The 24,711-nt window shown below is 29.1% G+C and carries 19 protein-coding genes and 3 tRNA genes; 20 read left to right on the top strand and 2 right to left on the bottom strand.

Annotated elements, in window-relative coordinates; all coding sequences use genetic code 11:
* The first annotated feature begins 23 nt into the window (after nt 1-23).
* The 10 genes from ACTTA8_RS03020 to ACTTA8_RS02975 all read left to right on the top strand — a co-directional run bounded on the left by ACTTA8_RS03020 (nt 24) and on the right by ACTTA8_RS02975 (nt 11,147).
* On the top strand, nt 24-1,805 hold the full coding sequence (locus tag ACTTA8_RS03020) for an ATP-binding protein (protein ID WP_440654228.1): 1,782 nt from the start codon (nt 24-26) through the stop codon (nt 1,803-1,805).
* Nucleotide 1,806: 1 nt separating this feature from the next.
* A complete protein-coding gene (locus ACTTA8_RS03015) occupies nt 1,807-3,162 on the top strand; it encodes a sigma-54-dependent transcriptional regulator (protein ID WP_440654226.1) in 1,356 nt (451 codons plus the stop codon).
* Nucleotides 3,163-4,554 (top strand): Trk system potassium transporter TrkA, encoded by a 1,392-nt coding sequence (trkA, locus tag ACTTA8_RS03010; RefSeq protein ID WP_440654224.1) that lies wholly within the window; start codon nt 3,163-3,165, stop codon nt 4,552-4,554.
* A gap of 238 nt (nt 4,555-4,792) precedes the next feature.
* Nucleotides 4,793-5,962 carry a TrkH family potassium uptake protein gene (locus ACTTA8_RS03005; RefSeq protein WP_440654222.1) on the top strand — a complete coding sequence of 390 codons (1,170 nt, stop codon included), beginning with the start codon at nt 4,793-4,795 and terminating at the stop codon, nt 5,960-5,962.
* Nucleotides 5,963-5,991: 29 nt separating this feature from the next.
* A tRNA-Arg gene (locus ACTTA8_RS03000) sits at nt 5,992-6,068 on the top strand.
* Nucleotides 6,069-6,193: 125 nt separating this feature from the next.
* Nucleotides 6,194-7,234, top strand: a complete 1,041-nt coding sequence (locus ACTTA8_RS02995) for an amino acid ABC transporter substrate-binding protein (protein WP_075506690.1) — start codon at nt 6,194-6,196, stop codon at nt 7,232-7,234.
* Between the two features lie 63 nt (nt 7,235-7,297).
* Nucleotides 7,298-8,449 carry an amino acid ABC transporter permease gene (locus tag ACTTA8_RS02990; protein WP_440654220.1) on the top strand — a complete coding sequence of 384 codons (1,152 nt, stop codon included), beginning with the start codon at nt 7,298-7,300 and terminating at the stop codon, nt 8,447-8,449.
* Nucleotides 8,450-9,892 (top strand): amino acid ABC transporter permease, encoded by a 1,443-nt coding sequence (locus tag ACTTA8_RS02985; RefSeq protein ID WP_440654219.1) that lies wholly within the window; start codon nt 8,450-8,452, stop codon nt 9,890-9,892. It abuts the gene before it with no gap.
* Nucleotides 9,893-9,894: 2 nt separating this feature from the next.
* A complete protein-coding gene (locus ACTTA8_RS02980) occupies nt 9,895-10,629 on the top strand; it encodes an amino acid ABC transporter ATP-binding protein (protein ID WP_316963573.1) in 735 nt (244 codons plus the stop codon).
* Between the two features lie 146 nt (nt 10,630-10,775).
* Complete coding sequence (locus ACTTA8_RS02975; RefSeq protein WP_440654218.1) at nt 10,776-11,147, top strand: helix-turn-helix domain-containing protein; 372 nt, start codon at nt 10,776-10,778, stop codon at nt 11,145-11,147.
* Nucleotides 11,148-11,213: 66 nt separating this feature from the next.
* Here the strand turns inward: ACTTA8_RS02975 and ACTTA8_RS02970 are convergent.
* Both ACTTA8_RS02970 and ACTTA8_RS02965 read right to left on the bottom strand, forming a co-directional pair.
* Nucleotides 11,214-11,289, bottom strand: a tRNA-Asn gene (locus tag ACTTA8_RS02970).
* Between the two features lie 50 nt (nt 11,290-11,339).
* Nucleotides 11,340-11,413, bottom strand: a tRNA-Cys gene (locus tag ACTTA8_RS02965).
* A 121-nt stretch (nt 11,414-11,534) separates the two neighbouring features.
* Between ACTTA8_RS02965 and ACTTA8_RS02960 the strand changes: the two genes are divergently transcribed.
* The 10 genes from ACTTA8_RS02960 (at nt 11,535) to phoU (ending at nt 24,709) form a co-directional block, all read left to right on the top strand.
* Entirely contained in the window at nt 11,535-14,162 is a 2,628-nt protein-coding gene (locus ACTTA8_RS02960; RefSeq protein ID WP_440654217.1) for a valine--tRNA ligase, read from the top strand.
* A complete protein-coding gene (gene ilvD / locus ACTTA8_RS02955; RefSeq protein WP_440654215.1) occupies nt 14,162-15,880 on the top strand; it encodes a dihydroxy-acid dehydratase in 1,719 nt (572 codons plus the stop codon). The genes ACTTA8_RS02960 and ilvD overlap by 1 nt, the downstream gene beginning before the upstream one ends.
* Complete coding sequence (locus tag ACTTA8_RS02950; protein ID WP_440654213.1) at nt 15,880-17,085, top strand: sugar phosphate nucleotidyltransferase; 1,206 nt, start codon at nt 15,880-15,882, stop codon at nt 17,083-17,085. Before ilvD ends, ACTTA8_RS02950 begins: the two co-directional genes overlap by 1 nt.
* A 7-nt stretch (nt 17,086-17,092) precedes the next feature.
* Complete coding sequence (locus tag ACTTA8_RS02945) at nt 17,093-17,935, top strand: EamA family transporter (protein WP_440654211.1); 843 nt, start codon at nt 17,093-17,095, stop codon at nt 17,933-17,935.
* A gap of 265 nt (nt 17,936-18,200) precedes the next feature.
* Nucleotides 18,201-19,358, top strand: a complete 1,158-nt coding sequence (locus tag ACTTA8_RS02940) for an ATP-binding protein (protein WP_440654210.1) — start codon at nt 18,201-18,203, stop codon at nt 19,356-19,358.
* 105 nt (nt 19,359-19,463) lie between these two features.
* Nucleotides 19,464-20,483, top strand: a complete 1,020-nt coding sequence (locus tag ACTTA8_RS02935; protein WP_440654209.1) for a substrate-binding domain-containing protein — start codon at nt 19,464-19,466, stop codon at nt 20,481-20,483.
* A gap of 110 nt (nt 20,484-20,593) precedes the next feature.
* A complete protein-coding gene (gene pstC / locus ACTTA8_RS02930) occupies nt 20,594-21,997 on the top strand; it encodes a phosphate ABC transporter permease subunit PstC (RefSeq protein WP_440654207.1) in 1,404 nt (467 codons plus the stop codon).
* Nucleotides 21,990-23,252, top strand: coding sequence for a phosphate ABC transporter permease PstA (gene pstA / locus ACTTA8_RS02925; RefSeq protein ID WP_440654206.1), 1,263 nt, complete (start codon nt 21,990-21,992; stop codon nt 23,250-23,252). The genes pstC and pstA overlap by 8 nt, the downstream gene beginning before the upstream one ends.
* Complete coding sequence (gene pstB, locus ACTTA8_RS02920; RefSeq protein WP_440614405.1) at nt 23,252-24,013, top strand: phosphate ABC transporter ATP-binding protein PstB; 762 nt, start codon at nt 23,252-23,254, stop codon at nt 24,011-24,013. The genes pstA and pstB overlap by 1 nt, the downstream gene beginning before the upstream one ends.
* Before the next feature lie 3 nt (nt 24,014-24,016).
* Nucleotides 24,017-24,709 (top strand): phosphate signaling complex protein PhoU, encoded by a 693-nt coding sequence (phoU, locus tag ACTTA8_RS02915; protein WP_262589241.1) that lies wholly within the window; start codon nt 24,017-24,019, stop codon nt 24,707-24,709.
* Nucleotides 24,710-24,711 lie beyond the last annotated feature (2 nt).

The following is a 24,711-nucleotide window of genomic DNA, read 5'->3' as shown; positions in this document are numbered from 1 at the left end:
ATTTATAGAATTTTTATATCTAAATGTCAGATTTTATTAAAAAAAATATTTATTTGATAATATTATTTATTATCACATTATCGATAGGTTTTTTAACGTTTTTAACTTTTATTGATAAAGGTTTTATTCAACTAACAGACAAAAATTTACAATATCTGTTGATACTAAATATTTTTTTACTAGCTGCTCTTTTTGTTTTTATTTTTTTTGAAATTAAAAAGGCAATAAGAACAGATGTTGATAAAGATGGTTTAAAATCTAATAAAAAATACATCACTGTTTTTGCTCTCTTCACTTTAATACCTTCAGTTTTAATCTCTATTTTTTCGTTATTTTTATTTTCTTTTGCTTTAGAAAAATATTTTGACAAAAAGGTTACCACAGTCGTTAATAATTCTTATGAACTTGCTAGAAACTATGTTGAAGAAATTAGAAACAAAATTCAATCCGATATTGTACTAATTGCTTTTGATACCAATAAAAGTAAAAATTTTTTAAATGATAATCCTAATGAATACAAAAGATTCTTAGACACACAGAAATTAATCAGAGGTGTTGATGAAATACATATTATAAATGTTGACAAAGAACTACTGTTTACATCTCTTAAAGATAATCAGCCATATATACCACCTGTTGATAGAGCGTTAGCATTAGTTCTTGAGGATGATAGACCATTGAAAATAATTAATGCTCCTAAAAATATGTCAGCTGCAATTATGAGATTACAAAATTTTGATAATAGATTTTTGTACGTCGTAAAGTATCTTGATAAAGACATTTCAAGATACTTAAACGAGTCACAAGAAGCAATTAATTTTTATTACACTGTTGAAGAAAAGAGTACAGGCATTAAAATTTCTTTTGCAATTATTTATGTTATTGTTGTAAGTGTATTGCTGTTTGTATCCATATCAATAGCTATACGATTTTCTTCTAGATTTTTTAGATCTATTAATAATTTAATTAATGCTTCTGTCTCAATTGGAGAAGGAAAATTTGACACAAAAGTTCCAGAAGTAAAAACTGACAAAGATTTAGAAATATTAAACAAAAATTTTAACTTAATGATTGATAGACTTAGAAATCAACAAGAAAAATTAATTATTAATGAAAGACATGAAGCATGGAGTAACTTAGCAAGAAAATTAGCACACGAAATTAAAAACCCATTAACTCCAATTCAGTTGACAATAGATAGAATGAAATCAAAATATTCTAATCAAGTCAATGAAGACGATAAAAAAAATTTTGATGAAAACCTTAAGATTATAAATAATCAAATTAAACAAATAGGAAATTTAGTTAATGAGTTTTCTGATTTTGCTCGTATGCCAAAACCAATTTTAAAAGAAAATAATTTAATTCAAATTATTGAAGAAAATATCAAATTATTAAATGAGTTAGATAATTCGATTAATATTACTGTTAACACCAATTCAAAAGAAGTTTTTTTAAATAGTGACAAAGAACAACTTGCGAGAGTTTTCTTTAATTTAATCAAAAATTCTATCGAAAGTATCCAACAAAGAGCAGAAAATGATAGTAATTTAAAGAAAATAATTACGATTGAAGTTTATGAAGAAAATAACCATATAACAATTATTCTAATTGATAATGGTATCGGTTTTGGAATATTTGCAGCAAATATTAAAGATATTTTGAATCCATACTTTACTACTAAAAAAAATGGAACTGGATTGGGTCTCTCCATAGTAAGTAAAATTATAAATGACCATAATGGAAAAATTGAATTTATACATTTAGACGAAGGCGCAAAAATTAAAATAGATTTTATTAAATAGAATGAGTTCTGAAATTTTAATTGTAGATGATAATGCTGATATAAGGAATATAATCAATGAGTTAATTTTGGATGCTGGTTATAAAACAAGACTTGCTGCTAATTATAATCAAGCATTATCTGAAATAGATAAAAAACTTCCAGATGTTGCAATTCTTGATGTTAAATTAGATAAGGGTGATAATGATGGTATAGAATTGTTATCGCATATTAAATCAAAAGATAAAGATGTACCTGTTATAATAATATCAGGACATGCAAATATAGAAATGGCTATAAAATCACTTCACGAAGGAGCCTTTGAATTTATTGAAAAACCCTTTGATCAAGAGAGATTGCTTAATTTTGTTAGAAGAGCTGTTGAAAACTATAATCTTAAAAAACAAAATAAAGAATATGAGACAAAGTTGTTTTCATCATATGAATTAATTGGAAATAGTAAAAATATTTTAAATATAAACGATCAAATTAAAAAAATTTCAATAACAGAAAGTAGAGTATTTATTAATGGTCCATCGGGATCTGGAAAAGAATTAATAGCAAGAAAAATTCATAAATTATCTAAAAGAAATAAAAATCCTTTTGTAGTTTTGAATGGAGCTTTATTAGATTCAAATAAATATGAACTTGAATTATTTGGAGAAGAAAAAGATAACGGCTCTATATCTTATGGAGCGTTAGAAAAAGCCAACAAAGGTACTTTATTGATAGACCAAGTTTCAGAAATACCTTTGGATATACAGTCAAAAATTTTGAGAGTTTTAACAGATCAAAAGTTTAAAAGAGTTAATGGTTCAAATGATGTGACTGTAAATGTTAGATTAATTTGCTCTTCAAGTAAGGATTTGAAGAAAGAAATTGAAATAGGAAATTTTAGAGAAGATCTATTTCATAGACTTAATGTTTTTGAAATAAATGTTGAACCATTGAGTCAACGTATTTCAGATATTCCACTTTTGATTAAATATTTTTCAAAAAAAATATCTGAAAATTACAATATTAATGAATTAGAAATAGATGAAGACAATACTTATATCCTAAATCATGATTGGCACGGCAATGTTAGAGAATTGAGAAATTTAATTGAACGAATTGCAATTTTACAACCTGACACAAAAGAAAAAATTTCAAATATAATAAAAGAATCCTTAAAAAATATTAATTTCAATGAACAATTGGCTGAAAACAGCCTATCTGTGCCATTAAAAGAGGCTAGAGAAAAATTTGAAAAGGAGTATTTAACTATTCAACTGAAAAAATTTAATGGGAATATTTCAAAAACAGCTAATTTCGTTGGAATGGAAAGAAGTGCCTTACACCGAAAATTAAAAGGCTTAGGAATTAAAGAATTTAATTAAATGAACATAATCATTTGTGGCGCAGGTAGAGTAGGCTTTACTATTGCTAAGCAGCTTAGTGATCAAGGTCATTCTATTACCGTAATAGATCCTTCTAGCGAAGATATTCAAAAAATTGATGATGCACTTGATGTTAAAGCCATAGTTGGAAAAGGAAGTTACCCATCAATTCTTGAAAAGGCTAATGCACAAGAGGCCGATATGATTATAGCAGTAACTCGAAATGATGAAATTAATATGGTTATATGCCAAATTGCATTTTCTATTTTTAAAATACCTAAAAAGATTGCCAGAATAAGATCTCAGGATTATTTAAATCCCAAGTTTACAACTGTTTATAACAAAGAAAACTTACCTATAGATGTTATTATTTCACCAGAAATTGAAATTGCAAAATCAATCCAAAGAAAACTCGAAGCTCCTGGAGCTTTAGATAGTGTTCCTTTTGCAGACAATAAAATCAGGTTACTAGAAATATTAATTAATGAAAATTGTAATTTGATCAATATTAAATTAAGTGATCTTACAAAAAAATACCCCAATCTCAAAGCAAATGTAATTGGTGTAATAAGAGAGGATAAGTTTTTTATTCCAAAAAAAACCGATGAAATAAAAACCAATGATAAGATTTATGTGATTATAAATTCAATCCAAATGTCTGAAACACTGGAAGCATTTGGTCACACTGAAAAAGTTTCTAAAAAAATTCTTATAGTTGGTGGAGGTAATATTGGTTTTAATTTAGCCAAAAATATCGAAGAAAATTTAGATGCTGCAAGAGTAAAAATTATTGAAAAAAATAAAGATAGGGCTGAATTTCTTGCAAGTGAGCTAAACAATACAATAGTTATCAATGGAGATGCGTTAGATGAGGAAGTTTTAGCTGAAGCAAATTTAGAAGAAGCAGAGACTGTTCTAGCTCTTACAAATGATGATGAGGATAACTTAATGGTAAGTGTTTTAGTTGAAAAATTTGCAAAAGATGAAAAAGAAATTGATGATAAAAGAACAATGGCATTAATTAATAAACCAAATTATTCATTATTACAGAACTCACTTAAGATTGATGATTTAATAGACCCTAGAATGAATACTGTATCTAGTATTTTAAAACATATCCACAAAGGTACAATTGAAACAGCTTATACAATAATGAATGGGGAATATGAGGTTATAGAGGCTGAGATTATTGAGACATCCGAATTAATCAACAAAGAATTAAAAAACTCCAACCTTCCTGAGGAAATTCGAATAGGTGCTGTGCTTAGAGATGCTAAAGTAATTATACCTAGATCTGACTTTGTATTTCAAAAAGAAGATAAAGTAGTTTTTTTAGCTAAAAAAGACTCAATCTCAGTTGTTGAAAACATTTTTAGAATTAGCTCAATTTAATTAAATGCCAGTACTACGGGTAAAATATTTAAGTTTTTTCTTCCTATTGATTTCAGTTTTTTCATTTCTAAATATTATTTATTCTTATTATTTTAATTTATACTTAAACTTAAATACATATTACTTTAGCTTAGTAATCTCTGGTTTAATTAGTTTTTTGTTTTACAAAATTGATAACTCAGAAAAAAAACCCACAATATTTGAAAAAATACTAACAGTGCTTTTGGGATTTTTGTTTATGCCGTTAGTATTATCAATTCCATTTTATTTTAGTATTTATAACTTAACTTTTTTAAATGCTTTATTTGAAGCAGTTTCTGGTTTTACTTCAACTGGTTTTACAATCTTTGAAAACATAAAACATATTGATCAGGGATTAATCATATGGAGATCATCAATTCAATGGATAGGTGGGTTATACTTTTTATTTACTATAATTTTTTTGATTGATATTTATGATGAAAACTTAAAAAAATCTCTAACAAATTTTTTATCATTTAATACAACCGAAATTTTAAAGCAAACAATTAAAATTTTTATTTTATATTCAACCTTAACATTAGCTATTTTTATAATTCTTAATTTATTCGGAATTAGATCATTTAATTCATTAAATTTAGCAATGACTATCATTTCGTCAGGTGGGTTTTTACCTGTTAATGATCTTTCAAATATACTTGTTCAAAATTCGCAGATAATAATTTTTTCTTTATTAATGTTAGTTTCTTTTTTTAGTATTTTCTTTGTATACAACTTAATTTTTTTAAGAAAAAATATTAATTTTTTTCATGAGGATATTCATTTATTTTTATACTTCGTGATAACTGTTGGAATTTTTTTTATATTTTTTAGTTACGATAATACTTTTTCTTATAGTTTTTTATCTTTAGTAAGTAGTATTTCTAACATTGGAATTTCATTGAGCGTTGAACAAACTAATCTTCAATTTTTGTTTTTACTTTTGGTTATAATAGGGGGCTCATTTATTTCAACAAGTTCAGGATTAAGATTTTTGAAAATTTACTCTTTAACAAAGTATTCTTTAAATCAAATACTGTCTTTCAGTAGACCAAAAAATGTTTTTATGAATAAGCTAGTATTTTCTAAAATTAATTTTGCAACTCAAGATATTAATAAATATTTTCTTACAATTATTATTTTTATAATTTCGCTTTTTTCTTTAACAATTTTTTTATCTTTGAGTAATATCAACTTTGAATATTCATTTAAATTAGCAGTATTAACATTGATGAATACTGTTAACTCCTCAGCATATGGAATAAGTGATTTTGATTTCCAAAGTTTACATTTTATTACTAAATATATTCTTATTTTCTTTATGATTATTGGTAGAATTGAATTGTTATCTTTATTATTGATAGCTAAAAAATTTCTGTTTAAATATTAAATTTGTAATATATATGTATTTCAAATATTGCGCCCTTAGCTCAGCTGGATAGAGCATCGGTTTTCTAAACCGAGGGTCGTAGGTTCGAATCCTTCAGGGCGCGCCATTTCCCAGTCTTTTGACCATAATTTCCTCTTGAAGTAGTTTTTCTAAAATGTTTTAATCCTTCGAATTCAAAACTAAGTTTTGAATTATTTGTTAACAAATAAAAATAACTAAAAAGGAAGAATAATGTTTAAATACTTAAAACAATTAACTTCTTTAGTGGCAATGGTTGCAGTGTTGTTTACTTTTACAACAGAAACTATGGCTGCTAAAAAATCTAAAACACTTAAAAACACTCAAAAGAAGGGTTTTGTAAGATGTGGAGTATCTCAAGGTCTTCCAGGATTTTCTAATGCTGATGCTGCAGGAAATTGGACTGGTATCGATGTTGATGTATGTAGAGCGGTAGCTGCTGCAGTACTAGGTGATGCAAACAAAGTTAAGTTTACACCATTAAGTGCTAAAGAAAGATTTACAGCTTTAACTTCAGGTGAGATTGATATCTTATCAAGAAACACAACTTGGACTCTTTCTAGAGATGCTGATATCGGACTAACTTTCGTTGGAGTAAACTTCTACGATGGTCAAGGTTTCATGGTTAGAAAAAGTTCTGGTATTACTTCAACAAGCCAATTCAAAGATGGTATCTCAGCTTGTACAAACATTGGTACAACAACTGAGTTAAACATGAGAGACTTCTTTAACTCTAAAGGAATTTCTTATGAGCCAGTTGCATTCGAAAAAGCTGACGAAGTCGTAGCCGCTTATGATGCTGGTAGATGTGATACTTACACTACTGATAAATCAGGTCTTGCTGCACAAAGAACTAAAATGACTAACCCAGACGATCACATTGTATTACCTGAAACTGTTTCTAAAGAGCCTTTAGGTCCAGTTGTTAGACAAGGTGACTCAGTATGGGAAGATATTGTTAGATGGTCTTTAAATGCTATGATCGAAGCTGAGGAGTATGGAATTACTTCAGCTAATGCAGATTCTATGAAAACTTCAGACAATCCAGCTGTAAAAAGATTAGTTGGTGCTGAAGGTGAATTAGGTGCTGCTTTTGGTCTAGACAATGAGTGGAGCTTAAGAATTATCAAGCAAGTTGGTAACTATGGTGAAAGCTACAAAAGAAATATAGCTGACACTGGAATTTTACCAGACAGAGGTCCAAATGAATTATGGACTAAAGGTGGAATTCTTTACGTACCACCTGCAAGATAATTGCATATTTAACTAATTAAAAAGGGCTAGATTTTTCTAGCCCTTTTTTTTATAAGCTCTTAAATGAACTTCAAATTACAAAAAATAGTTCCTCAGTTAGTTACAGTTTTAGCAGTCATACTAGTTTTTGGTTTCTTTAGTTATAACGCCCAAGTCAATATGGAAAATAGAGGTATTGATTTTGGATATGGTTTTTTATCTCAAGAATCTTCTTTTGATGTTCAATTTTCTTTAATTGAATATGACGGATCGCATTCTTATTTTAGAGCTTACTTAGTTGGATTATTAAATACTATTTTAGTTTCAGTAATTGGGATTATATTTGCAACAATACTTGGAGTAATAGTTGGTGTTGCTAGACTTTCTCCAAACTACCTTATTAATAAATTTGCAGCATTCTATGTAGAATTTTTCAGAAATATTCCATTGCTTTTACAAATATTTTTTTGGTATTTTGCTGCTTTAAGAGCATTGCCACTACCCCAAGATGCTGATGCAATGTTTGGTGTTTTCTTCTTAACTATCAAAGGCCTTTATGTTCCAGCTTTTGTATGGGAGAACTTTAATGTTTTCTTTTATTCAATAGTTGCAGCAATAATTGCGATAGTTGTAATCAGAATTCATGCAAGAAAAGTTCAAGAAACTCAAGGTAAACAGTTACCAGTTTTATGGATATCTTTAGGATTAATTTTAATACTACCTTTATTAAGTTTTGTTATAGGTGGAGTAAGTTTATCTTTTGAAATTCCAAAATTAAAACAACTTGCAACTACATCCTTCATTTATGAAGGAGGTGTAAGTTTACCTCCTGAATTAATAGCATTAACTCTATCTTTAGCATTATATACAGCAACTTTTATTGCAGAGTGTGTAAGAGCTGGAATTCAAGGTGTTGGAAAAGGACAAAAAGAAGCCGCTGCATCTATTGGTTTAAATCCAAATCAAGTTTTAAAATTAGTAGTAATGCCTCAAGCTTTAAGGATTATTATACCGCCAACTACTAACCAATATTTAAATTTAACTAAAAATTCATCATTAGCAGCTGCAATTGCTTACCCTGATTTAGTTTTAGTATTTGCAGGTACTGCATTAATGCAAACAGGAAAAGCTATTGAGATCGTTTCTATTACTATGCTTACTTATTTAAGTTTGAGTATATCAATTTCTATATTGATGAATTGGTACAATAAAAAAATTGCTATTAAGGAAAAATAAATGTCAAAAATTAATTTTTTAAGACCTGATAAAGAAAATTTAAATACATTTTTGTATTTAGGTTCTTTGTTGTTTTTTATCAGTGTTTTAGATGTATTTTTGAATTCTTTTTTTAATTTTAACATCACGGGTTTCCTGCCAACTTTGTTAAGTTTTGTGATACCTTTAGTGATTGGATTTATAGGTCTTCATTTTATTAGGATTGAACACAGCGGTTATAAATTTTTAGATAGTTTAAACAAAAATATTAATACCAATAGTTTTAATGCTGTTCTTTCATTATTAATTATTTTTGTAATCATTAAAGCAACACCGCCAATTCTAAGTTGGTTCTTTGTTGATGCTAGCTTTGCAGGAGATAGCAAAGATGTTTGTTCTGGAACTGGTGCATGTTGGACATATATCAAAGTTTGGTTTAATAGATTTATGTATGGAATGTATCCAAATGCTGAACAATGGAGAATAAATTTATCTTTTATTTCTTTAGCGTTACTTGGATCAGTTGGATATTTTGCTACAGAGAAATTTAAAAAGTATTTAACTTTATACTACGTAGTAATTTATCCTTTTATTGCTTTCTTATTTATTTTCTTTTTTATATCAGGTGGACCAGTATTCTTTGATTTCTCTTACGGTATAATTGCTGCAGTTATCTCAATTATTCTTGGATTTTTTATTCCAAGTAGATTTAAGTTTTACTATTTTTTAATAGTACCAATTACTCTTTATATAGTTCTTAAATACTTTGTTTTTTATGAGGAGTTAATTGAACTTGGTAAGCTTGATGGATTAAACTGGGTTGAAACGGGAGCATGGGGAGGGTTGTCTCTAACATTCATAATCTCGTTCTTCTGTTTAATTTTCTGTTTTCCTATAGGGATGGCTTTCGCTCTTGGTAGAAGATCTGAGTTACCTTTGATTAGATATATATCTGTAGGATTTATTGAGTTCTGGAGAGGGGTACCACTTATTACAGTTCTATTTATGTCTGCTGTAATGTTTCCAATGTTTTTACCAGAAGATTTTTTCATAGATAAATTAGTAAGAGCAATTATTGCAATTTCTTTATTTGAAGCCGCATATGTTGCAGAAGTTATAAGAGGAGGCTTGCAAGCTTTACCAAGAGGCCAATACGAAGCTGCTAAATCATTGGGTATGGGGTATTGGAAGATGCATATATTTGTAATCTTACCTCAAGCACTTAAATTAGTAATCCCAGGTATTGCTAATACTTTTTTAGCATTAGTAAAAGATACACCTTTAATATTTGTAGTTGGTTTATTAGAGATTGTTGGAATGTTAAATTTAGCAAAAACTAATCCAGAATGGTTAGGATTTGCAATGGAAGGCTACGTATTTGCAGCAATAATTTTCTGGATTATTTGTTATGCAATGAGTAAGTATAGCTATAATTTAGAACAAAAGTATAAAACAGAGCGATAATTATGTCTGACAGTATTATTCAAATTAAAAATGTAAATAAATGGTTTGGGGATTTCCAGGTACTAAAAGATATAAATTTAGAGGTTAAACCAAAAGAAAAAATAGTAGTTTGCGGACCGTCAGGTTCTGGTAAATCCACATTAATTAGATGTATAAATAGATTAGAAGAACATCAACAAGGAGATATAATTGTTGATGGCAATACTTTAACAGAGGATACAAAAAACATTGAACAAATTAGAGCTGAGGTTGGCATGGTATTCCAACAGTTCAATTTGTTCCCACATTTATCTATTGTAGATAACTGTACACTTGCTCCTATTTGGGTAAAAAAAATGCCAAAAAAAGAAGCTGAAGAATTAGCATTAAAACATTTAGAAAGAGTACAAATTCTTGATCAAGCTCAAAAATTTCCAGGTCAGTTATCTGGTGGACAGCAACAACGGGTCGCAATTGCGAGAGCTTTATGTATGGAACCAAAGATTATGTTGTTTGATGAACCAACATCAGCCCTTGACCCTGAAATGATTAAGGAAGTTCTTGATGTAATGGTTGATTTAGCTAATCAAGGTATGACGATGATCGTTGTTACACATGAAATGGGATTTGCTAAAGAAGTTGCAGATAAAATGATCTTTATGGATGAAGGTATGATAGTAGAAAAAGCTGATACTAAAGAGTTTTTTGCTAATCCAAAGAGTGATCGTACTAAGCTTTTTTTAAGCCAAATTTTGTAAAATTTATATACATTCTAATCTTAACAATTGCTTGACAGGTTTTTACTTTTTAAGGTTTTTCTATTAAAATAAATAAATTTTTCTATTGCAGTAGTTGAAATAAATTTGTTCAATAGACTTTTAAAATTTAATTAAGAGGGGTCTTAATGGAAGATAATTTCAACAAACACTTAGGGAACAAACTTAAGTTAAGAAGATTGGCTTTAGGTTTAACCCAAACAAAAGTAGCAAAAGCAATAAACGTAACATTTCAACAAATTCAAAAATATGAAAAAGGAACTAATGGAGTAAGTTCAATTAGATTACTTCAACTTTCAAATTATTTAAAAGTTCCGATCAATTATTTCTTTGAAGATTTTTCAGAATATTTAGTTAATTTAGAAAAATCTCAAGAAGGACATATGAATGTTAATTATAATTTTTTAGCAAAAGTTTATTCAGAACTTAATGCTGATCAAAAATTAAAATTTAATAAAACATTACAAATTTCCGGATCAATTATTTCTAAAGCAGTTTAATCATAACCAAAATGGGACCCTTTTGGTTAGTTGCGTATTCTTAAATTTTTTTAGATTAATTTTTTTTGGCTCCTCGGGCAGGACTCGAACCTGCGACCAATTGATTAACAGTCAACTGCTCTACCAACTGAGCTACCGAGGAATATAAAAATCACAACTTACTTTTTTTTAAAACTAAAACAAGATTTTTTTTGGAGGCAACGCCCGGAATCGAACCGGGATACAAGGATTTGCAATCCTCTGCGTAACCATTCCGCCACGTTGCCACTTGTTTTAGACGAATAGCTTCAGGCCTTTTTATATTTAATTTTTTATATTAGTCTATTAAATAACGATCCAAATTGATTATTGTTAAATAAGATTATTAAATTATAAACTTTAAAATCAATGAGTAACGATAAATATATCCATTCTGAAGTTGAAAATAAGATTTATTCATATTGGGAAAAAAACGAATTATTTAAACCAAAAGAAAATTCTAAAAAATTTTCAATAGTAATTCCTCCACCAAATGTAACTGGTAGTCTTCATATGGGGCATGCATTAAATAATTCTATTCAGGATTTATTAGTTCGTTATCACCGGATGAATAATTATGAAACTTTATGGCAACCAGGAACTGACCATGCTGGTATTGCAACACAAGCTTTAGTAGAGAAAAAACTCACTTCAGAAAAAATAGATAAGAATGAGATTGGTAGAAATAAATTTATTGAAAAGGTTTGGGAGTGGAAAGAGCAATATGGCGACATAATAATCAATCAATTAAAAAAACTTGGTTGTTCTTGTGACTGGTCAAGAAATGCATTCACAATGGATGATAATTTATCCAAATCAGTTATCAAAGTTTTTGTAGAACTTTACAATAAAGGTTTAATTTACAAAGATAAGAAATTAGTAAACTGGGACACAGTTCTTAAAACAGCTATTTCAGATTTAGAGGTAGATCAAAGAGAAGTAAATTCAAAAATTTACTACATTAAATATCCTATAGATGGAACCAGTGAATTTATAACTATAGCAACTACAAGACCCGAAACAATGTTAGGTGATACTGCTATAGCTGTTAATCCAAAAGATGAAAGGTTTAAATCATTCGTTGGTAAAACAGTAACTATTCCAATTGTTGGTAGAAAAATAAAAATTATAGAAGATGATTATGCTGATCCTGAACAGGGTACAGGTGCATTAAAAATAACCCCCGCACATGACTTTAATGATTATGATTTAGGTCAAAGAAATAATCTTGAAATTATAAATATTTTTACTGAAGAAGGTAAGATAAATGAAAATGCTCCTAAGCATTACGTAGGTCTTGATAGATTTGAAGCTAGAAAAAGAATTTTAAAAGAACTTAAAGAAAAAGAATTTTTTGTAAAAGAAGAAAATATTAAAAATAAAGTTCCATATGGTGATAGATCTAATTCTATAATTGAACCTTTTCTTACAGAACAATGGTTTGCTGATGCTGGTAAATTATCTGTTAAAGCAAAAGAAGTTGTAAATTCAAAAAAAACAAATTTTTTTCCTGAAAATTGGTCAAAGACATATTTCCAATGGATGAACAATATTGAGCCTTGGTGTATTTCAAGGCAGTTGTGGTGGGGACACCAAATACCAGCATGGTACGGACCCGACAATAAAATCTTTGTAGCTATAAATGAAGAAGAAGCAAAGTCTCAAGCAAAAGAATTTTACAAAAAAGAAGTAGAGCTAAATAGAGATCCTGATGTTTTAGATACTTGGTTTTCATCTGGTTTATGGCCTTTTGCTACACTTGGATGGCCTGAAGATGATGAATATTTAAAGAAATTTTATCCAACTTCAGTATTGGTAACTGGTTTTGATATTATCTTTTTCTGGGTTGCTAGGATGATTATGTTTGGAACAGTGTTTTTAGATAAAGAACCCTTTAAAGATATTTATGTTCACGCACTTGTAAGAGATGAAAAAGGACAGAAAATGTCTAAATCAAAAGGAAACGTAATTGATCCTTTAGATTTAATTGAAAAATATAGTGCTGATGCATTGAGATTTACTTTATTATCAATGGCTTCACCAGGAACAGATGTAAAATTATCAGAAGATAGAGTTAAAGGTTATAGAAATTTTTTAAATAAATTGTGGAATGCTAACAATTTTTTAATAACAAATGAATGTGATTTTAAAGATATTGACGATCTACCTAGTTTAAACGTAAATATTAATAAGTGGATATATTCAGAGCTAATAGAAGCAAAGAATAAAATTCAAAAAAATCTTGAAGATTATAGATTTGATGAAGCTGCAAAAAACGCTTATCAGTTTGCTTGGCACTCATATTGTGATTGGTATCTAGAGTTATCTAAAACTATCTTATTTTCAGATAATAATGATGCAAAAGCTGAGGTTAAAAAAGTATCATCTTATGTATTTAAACAAATATTAATCTTACTTCATCCATTTATTCCATTTGTAACAGAGGAAATATGGCTCAAAGACCAATTTGATAAGAATGGTAGTGATTTTTTAATGCATAAAAATTGGGTAACTGGAGAAGTTAATAAAGATAATAGTACTGAGCAGGTAGAAAATATAATAAATATTATTTCAGAGCTTAGATCCTTTAAAAATGAGCTAAATGTTAGCCCAGGATCATTTATTGATGTTTCTGTCAAAGGTATTAATGACAATCAAAAAGAATTTATTAATAACAATGAAGTTATCTTAAAAAAACTTGGAAGAATAAACAGTATACTTGATGATGATTTAGAAAAACCTGCTGCAACAATGGTTGTTTCAGGTGATTTATTCAAAATTTATTTTGATAAAGATGTAGATTTAAAACTAATCAAAGAAAACTTAACAACTAAACAAAGTAGATTAGAACAAGAAATGAATAAAATATCTCAAAGATTAGAGAATAAAAGTTTTGTAGATCGTGCACCAAAAGAGATTGTTGAACAAGAAAAAACTAATTATAATAATTTAAAGAATGATATTGAGAAAATATCAGTAACAATAAAGGGTATATAATGGCAAAATTTAATAAAAAGAAACTTCCAAGTAGACATACATCATTAGGACCAGATAGAGCACCACATAGATCATTTTACTATGCAATGGGTGAAACTGAAAAAGATGTAGCAAAACCCTTTGTTGGAGTTGTTTCAACTTGGAATGAAGCAGCACCTTGTAACATTGCTTTAATGAGACAAGCACAATCTGTAAAAAAAGGTGTTAGAGCTAATGGTGGAACACCAAGAGAATTTTGTACAATTACCGTTACAGATGGAATTGCAATGGGTCATGAAGGAATGAAATCTTCATTAATTTCAAGAGAGGTTATCGCAGACTCTGCCGAACTTACTGTTAGAGGCCATTGTTATGATGCATTAGTTGGTATTGCTGGCTGTGATAAATCTTTACCAGGTTTAATGATGTCAATGGTTAGACTAAATGTACCAAGTGTGTTTATTTATGGAGGGTCCATTCTTCCAGGTACTTACAAAGGAAAAGATGTAACTGTAGTAGATGTATTTGAAGCAGTTGGAAAACATTCGTCAGGTCAAATGTCAGCAGCTGAACTTAGAAAATTAGAATTAGTTGCTTGTCCAAGTGCTGGAGCTTGTGGTGGTCAATTTACTGCGAATACAATGGCGTGTGTATCAGAAGCAATTGGTTTAGCATTACCTTATTCAGCAGGAACGCCTGCACCTTACGAGGAAAGAGATAAGTACGCAAAAGAAAGTGGTAAAATGGTTATGAACCTTTTACAGAAAAAAATTAAGCCAAGAGATATTGTTACAAGAAAAGCTTTAGAAAATGCTGCAACAATTGTTGCTGCAACTGGTGGATCAACTAATGCAGGTCTTCATTTACCAGCTATTGCTAATGAAGCAGGAATTAAATTTGATTTAATGGATGTTGCAAAAATATTTAAAAGAACTCCTTATCTAGCAGATTTAAAACCCGGTGGAAAATATGTTGCTAAAGACATGTGGTTGGCAGGTGGTGTACCGATGTTATTAAAAACTTTATATGAAGGTGGATATATTCATGGAGACTGTATGACTGTTACAGGCAAAACTATGAAAGAAAATTTAAAAAATGTTAAATTTAATCCTAAACAAAAAGTAATGAGATCTTATAAAGATCCACTATCTCCAACTGGTGGTGTAGTTGGTTTAAAGGGAAACTTAGCTCCAGAAGGAGCTATTGTTAAAGTTGCTGGGTTAAAAAATTTGAGCTTCACAGGAAAAGCAAGATGCTTTGATAATGAAGAAAGTGCGATGAAAGCAGTTCAAAGTAAAAAATATACTGATGGTGATGTAATTGTTATTAGGTATGAAGGACCAGTCGGAGGTCCAGGTATGAGGGAAATGCTATCAACAACTGGTGCAATTTATGGTCAGGGAAAAGGTGAGAAAGTAGCCCTTATAACTGATGGGAGGTTCTCAGGTGGTACTAGAGGCTTCTCAGTAGGACACATAGGCCCTGAGGCTGCTCTAGGGGGTCCTATAGGTCTATTAAAGAACGGAGATATCATTGATATTGATGCTAAAAAAGGAACTATCAATGTAAGACTTTCTAAAAAAGAATTAGCATCAAGAAGAAGAAAATGGAAAGCTAAAAAATCTGACTTTGGATCGGGAACTTTATGGAAATATGCGCAAACTGTTGGACCAGCATACTTAGGCGCTCCAACTCATCCAGGTAAGAAAAAGGAAGTGAAAGACTACTCAGAGATTTAATGAAAATAAGACCAGTAATTTTATGTGGTGGTGCTGGTACCCGTCTTTGGCCTAACTCTAAAAATCATCAAGCAAAACAGTTTATTGATTTTGGAAATTGGACTTTACTTGGAAAAACCTTAGAGAGAACAAAAGCATCCATTTATGATGCACCTATTATAAGCACAAACAAAAAATATCTAAATAAAGTTAAACAACATTTAAGAAAAAATAAAATCAATAAATACAAAATTGTTGTTGAGCCAGCTAAAAGAAATACGGCTCCAGCTATCTTAAGCACAGCTTTAATAAAAGATATTCCTGATAATCAACCACTAATGTTTTTTACAGCAGATCATTTGATTGAAAAGATGAATATTTTTAACAAAGCTATCAATAAAAATAAATCTAATCTTAATGAAAATAATATTTTTGTATTTGGTATCAAACCAAAATCACCAACAAGTGATTATGGTTATTTCTTAACCAAAAAAATTAAAGGAAACATAAATAAAGTAACTAGATTTATTGAAAAACCTAAAGAAGCAAAAGCAAAGGAAATTATAAAAAAAAATGGATATTGGAACTCAGGAATGTTTTATCTTCGAAAAGATTCAATCATCAATAACTTTAAAAAATATAACCCAACTATATATAGAAATTGTGTAGCAGCAGTTAATAAGACAAAATATAAATCAAACACTTATCATTTAAATAAAGCTTCATTTATAAAAGCAACTGCAAAATCTTTTGATTACGCAATACTTGAAAAAACAAAGCAAATTAATGCAATTAAATTAGATATACCTTGGTCAGATCTTGGTAGTTGGAAAGAAATTTTAAAAATGTATGACAAAAATAAAAACAAATACATAAAAAAGAAAAATGTTTATTACAGACCATGGGGTAGATACACGAACCTATTCGAAGGCAAAGAATTTTTAATTAAAGAACTTTATGTAAAACCAAAAGGAATACTAAGTTTGCAAAAACATCATCACCGTGCTGAACATTGGTTGGTTACTCAAGGAAATGCAAAAATAACACTTGATAAAGATGTAATTACTAAAAAACCTGGAGAACACATATTTATTCCATTAGAGGCCATTCATAGAGTTCAAAATCCTGGAAAAAAACCAGTTAAGATTGTTGAAGCTCAAGTTGGCTCAATACTAAAAGAAACTGACATTGTAAGATTTCAAGATGTTTACGGTAGAGTAAAATAAACATTTAATGGACACCACAGTTTTTTTTTTAATTTTATTGGCAACTATTATGCATGCCATTTGGAATGCAATGGTTAAGCATCATCCAGATAAGGCTATAGCGGTTCTAGCTATTGTTTTAGGTCACATACCTTTAGCTTTAATTTGTATTTTTTATTTTCCTTTGCCTGGAAAAGAGTCACTTCCATATATAATAGCCAGTGTATTAGCTCATCAAGGTTATCAATGGTACATGCTTAATTCTTACAAGGTAGGGGACTACACTAATGTCTATCCAATATTTCGAGGTTTTGGTCCTTTATTGGCTACATTAATCTCCATAATATTTCTTGGAGTTGTATTTAAAATAGCAACTCTAGTTTCAATATTATTGATCTGTTCAGGAATAATATTTCTCGGGTTATTTGGTTCAAAAAACCATAATCAAATCGAGATAATTAAATACTCATTACTTACTGGATCATTCATAGGTCTTTATTCGTTGATTGATGGATATGGAGCAAGAGTAAGCACTTCAGCAATATCCTATATTAGCTTTTCCTTTTTATTTAGTGCTATAGTTTTTCCTATCGTTTTAAAACTTAACAAACATGAGAATATTTTTTCTAAGGTTTTTAAAGATGCAAAAATGATATTTTGGGTAGGGGGATCTATATCTTTTATTATCTATGTGATTGTTGTTTGGGGTTTTACAAAAGCTCCAATTCCTCTAGTTGCAGCTCTAAGAGAAACAAGTATTTTTTTCTCAATATTTATTGGCTATTTCTTCTTAAAAGAAACTATCAATCTTAAAAAAATAATCTCTATTGTGCTTATAGTTATTGGGGTGATTGGGATTAAATTATTTTAAATATAGTTGAATAATTTAAGAATAATTATTGTATTCAAAAGCAATAGCATTATTGGAACAATAGTTCTTATTAGTTCCATAATATGATTTACTCTATCAAGTTTTCTCTCCAATTTTCTAATTGGACTCATGTTGTTCCACTCTCTTTTAGTAAATCCGTGTTTATTTCGATTGTTTTTCATGACAGGAAAATGTTTTAATGATTTTTTATAAAAAATCAAATTTTGATTATTTACTAATAGTATTTACGTAATACTATAATTTTATGGATCTTTTATTAATAATTTTAGTTTTAATTATTGTTATATTAACATTTTTATTATTAAAAAAAGAAAGAGTATTTGGAATTAACACTGAAGATAATTCTGATAAAAAAAAAGTAAAAATTATTGAAAGCAAAGATTATAGAAAGAATTTATATGATTTGCTAAATTATATTCCTGAGGCCGTATTAATTTTAGATAAAAGTAAAAAAATAATTTTTAGCAATAATTCCTCAAATAAACTTTTTAAAATAAAATTAAACGAAAATATAAGTGGGTTTTTACGTAATCCAGATCTTTTAAACTCTATTGATAAAGCTTTTCAGGGTACAAATGTTACAGATTTAGAAATTGAAATCAGAAATCAAGCAACTCAAAGATTAAATATAACTGCTTATTTAGATCACAATAACATTTTTTTTGATGAACAATCATGCGTGCTGCTTATGAGAGATTTAACTGAGTTTCACAAATTTCAACAATTGAAATCTGATTTTGTTGCTAATGTTTCTCATGAGCTTAGAACACCATTACAGTCAATTAAAATGGGCCTTGAGACCTTTGATGACAATTCAGAATTAAAAAAAAATTCAGAAATAAACAATTTGCTACCATTAATGATATCTCAATCAGAAAGAATGGAAAATTTGATTAGAGATTTATTGTCATTATCAAAAATAGAACTGCAAGAGCACATAAGGCCAACTCATGAGATAGATTTAATAGAATTGTTAGATTATGTAATTAAAACATACGAAAAAATAATTAGTAAAAATAATATTAAAATTAAATTTAATAAAATTGAAAATTTTAAAATAATTGGTGACAGAGATAAATTAATTGAAATTTTTACAAACCTTATTGATAACTCAATTAAATATAGTGACAAAAATAAAGAAATTACAATTTCAGCAAAAAAAGATGGTGAACTTAATATTGTTTCAATAGCAGATCAGGGAATAGGTATACCAAAAGAATCTTTGCATAGAATCACAGAGAGATTTTTTACAGTTGATCCTAGCAAAAGTCGTAGTGTTGGAGGAACTGGGCTTGGTTTAGCTATTGTTAAACATTTAGTTTCACAACATAGAGCTGAGATGGATATTAATAGTGTAGAAAATCAAGGAACAACAATAGATATCAAATTCAACTCACTATAATACAACTAAAAAGTTAGTGGTTGTAACAAAAGTTTAACCTTCCTTTAATAAAATATTTAAGAATCAAATCTATTTAGTTCGCATATGAATCTAAAAAGGAGAATTATGAAAAAAGTAATAAGTGTATTATTTGGATTTCTTTTAGTATTAAGTTTTACAACAACTAGTTACTCAAGAGATCAAATCAAAATTGTAGGATCATCAACCGTATATCCTTATGCAACAGTTGTAGCAGAAAAATTCGGTAAAACTGGGAAGTTTAAAACTCCAGTTATTGAGAGTACAGGTACTGGTGGTGGAATGAAATTGTTCTGTGCTGGTGTAGGTGTTAATCACCCAGATGTAACTAATGCATCAAGAGCTATTAAACCAAAAGAAAAAGCATTATGTGAAAAAAATGGTGTATCTGAAATTATTGAAATTGTAGTAGGTAATGATGGTATTTCTTTTGCACATGCAGTTAGTGCTCCAGACTCTAACTTTACAAAAGAGCAATTATGGAGAGCTTTAGCAGCTAAAGTTGATGTTGATGGTAAACTTGTTGAAAACCCATATAAAAAATGGAGTGATATTGATGCAAGTCTTCCAAACAAAAAAATTGAAATTTTAATTGCACCCCCAACGTCAGGAACGAGAGATGCATGGAATTCATTAGTTATGGGTAAAGGTTGCTCTAAAACAGCAAAATCTTTATTCGGTGATAAAGCAAAAAAAGAATGTGCAAAAATGAGAGAAGACGGTTATGCAGTTGAAGCTGGTGAAAATGACACTCTTATTGTTCAAAAATTAACATCAAACCCTGATGCTTATGGTTTCTTTGGTTACAGTTACCTTGTGGCAAATAAAGATAAGGTAAAAGCAGCTTCTATTGAAGGTGTACAACCATCTCTAGAAGGTATTCAAGATTACTCATACCCAATTGCAAGACCATTATTCTTTTACGTTAAAAAAGCACATATTGGTGTTGTCCCTGGTATTGAGGAATACTTAAAAGAATTTACTTCTAAAAAAGCTATGGGTAACAGAGGATACTTGGGAAAAATTGGATTAGTTCCTTTAGCATCTGACAAGTACAAAGTTACTCGAACTGCAGCATTAGATTTAAACACAATAAGTATTAATTAATTAAAATCTTATTTTCAAAAAAAGGCCAGTTTATCTGGCCTTTTTTTTATTCAATCTAGAATTTAATTTGTAACAAAACTGTAACATTTAGAAGATAGACATCATTTGGAATGAACTTCGTCTTAATATTCTTAATATCAATATTTTCATTATCTTTATTTTTTTACGGTAAATCAAAAACTAAAAGTATCTCAATAAACAAAAATATTAAATTAAACGCACTTCCAAAATTTTATGGATACTACCTGGTATTATGGTGTTCGATACCTTCTTTAGTGTTCCTCGTTATCTGGACATTGTTCGAACCAGTAATTATTAAATCAATAATTATTGAAACTGCTGCAAATAAGGGAGCTATTTTTAATGATAAGAATGAAGCAAATTTAGTTTATGAAAAAATTAAAGCTATTTATGCTGGTACTTTTTTTGGAGATATAGATATTATTTTAAAAGAAAGTGCAATTTCATATGCAAAATTTATTAATATTTTTACCAATTCAAAAATAGTATTAATTTTTACTATTGTCATTGCTTCAGTAATTTATTCGTTAAAAAAAATCAAAAATAACAACAAAGCAAGAGATGATGTTGAAAAAATTTTAAAAGGATTATTATTTTCTTCATCTCTAATTGCAATTTTAACCACTTTAGGAATAATTTTTTCACTTTTATTTGAAAGCATAAAGTTTTTCTCAGTGATAAATATTTTTGATTATTTATTTGGGACTAATTGGAGTCCTCAGAGAGCTTTTGTTAGTGATGCTTCTGCAATCACAGCAGCCGAATACGAAGAGCTTAAAGATGCATTTGGATTTATTCCATTGATTGCAGGAACCTCATTTATTGCTTTAATTGCCATGTTAGTTGCAGTTCCAATTGGGTTATTTTCTGGAATTTATATGGCAGAATACGCTTCACTAAAAATAAGGAGAATATCAAAACCAATAATTGAAATCTTAGCTGGTATTCCAACAGTTGTTTATGGATTTTTTGCAGCCCTAACAGTTGGTCCTTTTTTTAGACAAATTGGTGAAAATTTAGGATTAGCCGTATCATCTGAAAGTGCTCTCGCAGCGGGATTAATAATGGGTATTATGATTATTCCTTACGTGTCATCATTGTCTGATGATGTTATTAATTCGGTGCCACAATCTTTAAGAGATGGTTCTTATGCAATAGGTGCAACAAAGTCAGAAACGATAAAAAAAGTTGTTATACCCGCTGCATTGCCAGGTATAATTGGCTCAGTTTTACTTGCAGTATCAAGAGCAATTGGTGAAACAATGATTGTTGTTATGGCAGCTGGTCTTGCAGCAAATTTAACTATTAACCCATTAGAATCCACAACAACTATAACCACTCAGATTGTAATGATTTTAGTTGGTGACCAAGAGTTTGATAGTCCAAAAACTCAATCTGCTTTTGCATTAGGATTAACTTTATTCATAGCAACTCTTGTTCTTAATTATATAGCACAAAGAGCTGTTAAAAAATATCGAGAGAAATATGACTAAAGAACAAAGATTAAAAAAAAGACATAATGCTGAAAAAAGATTTAGATTTTATGGTCTAGCATCAATTTTTGTAGCATTGTTATTTGTTATTATTTTGGTTCACAATATTTTTTCAAAAGGAAGTTCTGCATTCATGAAAACAGCAATAAATGTTGAAGTTTTTTTTGATCAAGAACTTTTAGAAATTCAAAATGGAGCTACAGAGAATGAGATTTTAGATGCTGATTTTTATGATGTTACTATTGAGAGTTTGTTAAAAGTTTACCCTGCTAAGGATTTAGATCAAGAAAATCAATTGATTGACTTATTCACAACAGATGCTGAGATTGAAATTAAAAGAGCTTTTTTAGAAAATAATAATTTAATTGGAAAAACATTCAATATAGAGATTACAGCATCAGATGATATTGATCAGTTACATAAAGGAAATTATCCAAGAGATTTACCAGAAGACAGAAGAAGAATATCTGATTTTCAATTAGTTATTTATGATACGTTGGTTGAAAACAAAAAAATTATTAAGAATTTTAATAATTATTTTTTTAAAAATGGAGATTCTCGTGATCCTGAACTTGCTGGTATTGGTGGTGCTTTAGTTGGATCTTTTTACAGTATAATTATCTGTTTATTATTAGCTTTTCCTGTTGCAGTGTTAGCTTCAATTTATTTAGAGGAATTTGCTCCAAAAAATAAGATTACTGATTTTATAGAAATTAATATCAATAATTTAGCTGCTGTTCCTTCAATAGTTTATGGTTTATTAGCTTTACAAATATTATTAGCCACAATCCAATTGCCAAGATCCACACCATTAGTTGCTGGAATAACTTTAGCTTTAATGACACTGCCTAGAATTATTATACCTTGCAGAGCTTCATTGAAAGCAGTACCTCCATCAATACGAGAAGGAGCTTTAGCAGTTGGTGCTTCCAAATTTCAATCTGTATTTCATCATGTTGTTCCTTTAGCGTTGCCTGGAACTTTGTCTGGAACAATTATAGGATTAGCACAAGCTTTAGGAGAAACAGCTCCATTAATATTAATTGGTATGGTTGCATTTGTAGTTGATATTCCTTCAACACCAATAGATCCTTCAGCCTCTCTGCCTGTCCAAGTTTATTTGTGGTCTGAGTCTGCTGAAAGGGGATTTGTAGAGAAAACATCTGCTACTATCATGATGTTATTAAGTTTTTTAATTGTAATGAATTTCTTAGCGGTATATTTAAGACAGAAATTCGAGAAAAGATGGAACTAATGAACGAAGTAAAAATTAAATCAACGAATTTAAATGTGTACTACGGTGAGAAGCAAGCGTTGTTTGATGTTAATTTAGATTTAAATGAAAAAGAGGTTACAGCTTTAATTGGTCCATCTGGTTGTGGAAAATCTACTTTTATTCGATGTCTGAATAGAATGAACGATGTAATTGATATCTGTAAAGTTACTGGAAATATTGAAATTGATGGTATTGAAATTAATGACAAAAATTTAGATGTTGTATCTTTAAGGGAGAGAGTGGGAATGGTCTTTCAAAAACCAAATCCATTTCCAAAAAGTATTTATGATAACATTTCATACGGTCCAAAAATTCATGGAAAAGGTGAAACTAAAAGTGAATTAGATGAAATAGTTGAGAGTAGTTTGAGAAAAGCTGCTCTATGGGAAGAGGTGAAGGATCGACTTGACGAACCAGGTACAGGACTTTCTGGGGGTCAACAACAACGACTTTGTATAGCAAGAGCAATCTCTGTAAATCCTGAAGTTATATTAATGGACGAACCTTGTTCAGCATTAGATCCTATAGCAACAGCAAAAATTGAAGAATTAATCGATGAACTTAAAAAAACATATACAATTGTGATTGTAACACACTCAATGGCCCAAGCAGTTAGAGTTTCACAAAAAACAGGCTTTTTCCATCTAGGTAAGCTAATTGAGGTAGGTAAAACAGAGAAAATTTTTAAAAATCCTGACAATAAAATGACACAAGACTATATTACAGGTAGATTTGGATAAATTATGAGTAATGAGCACACAGTAAAATCATACGAAGAAGAATTAAGATACTTAATTGATTCAGTAATTAAAATGGGAAGTTTAACAGAGTCTCAAATGGTTGACTCTATGGATGCTGTAATCAAAGTTGATAAAGACTCTATTGATAAAATTATTAAAAGCGATGAAGAAATAAATAAATTCAGATCCAAAATAGATACTCAGATTATGACATTACTAGTCAAAAGAGCACCTATGGCTATTGATTTAAGAGAAACAATCAGTTCTTTAAAAATATCTCAAGATTTAGAAAGAATAGGTGATCTATCAAAAAGTAACGCAAAAAAAGTAAAACCTTTACCATTAGATTTACCTGAAGAATTATTAGGAAATTTAAAGAGATTAGGAGATTTAGTAATTAAACAATTAAATGATGTTCTAGATAGTTATGTAAATAAAAATTATGATAAAGCTAAAGAGGTATGGGAAAAAGATGAACAAGTTGATGATTTGACCTATATAGCTATGGAAAGTGTTATTGATTTTCTCTCAAAAGATAAAAAGAATTTAGATTTCTCTACCCATTTAATTTTTGCAACAAAAAACCTTGAAAGAGCTGGAGATCACATAACCAATATAGCTGAAACAATTTGTTTTTTGATTAAAGGTGAATACTTAAAAGGTAGCAGACCTAAAGGAAAAGTTATTCAACAATAAAA

Source organism: Candidatus Pelagibacter sp. HIMB1506 (assembly GCF_052047935.1).
Lineage (GTDB): Bacteria > Pseudomonadota > Alphaproteobacteria > Pelagibacterales > Pelagibacteraceae > Pelagibacter.
This window is presented reverse-complemented; position numbering and strand designations above follow the sequence as displayed.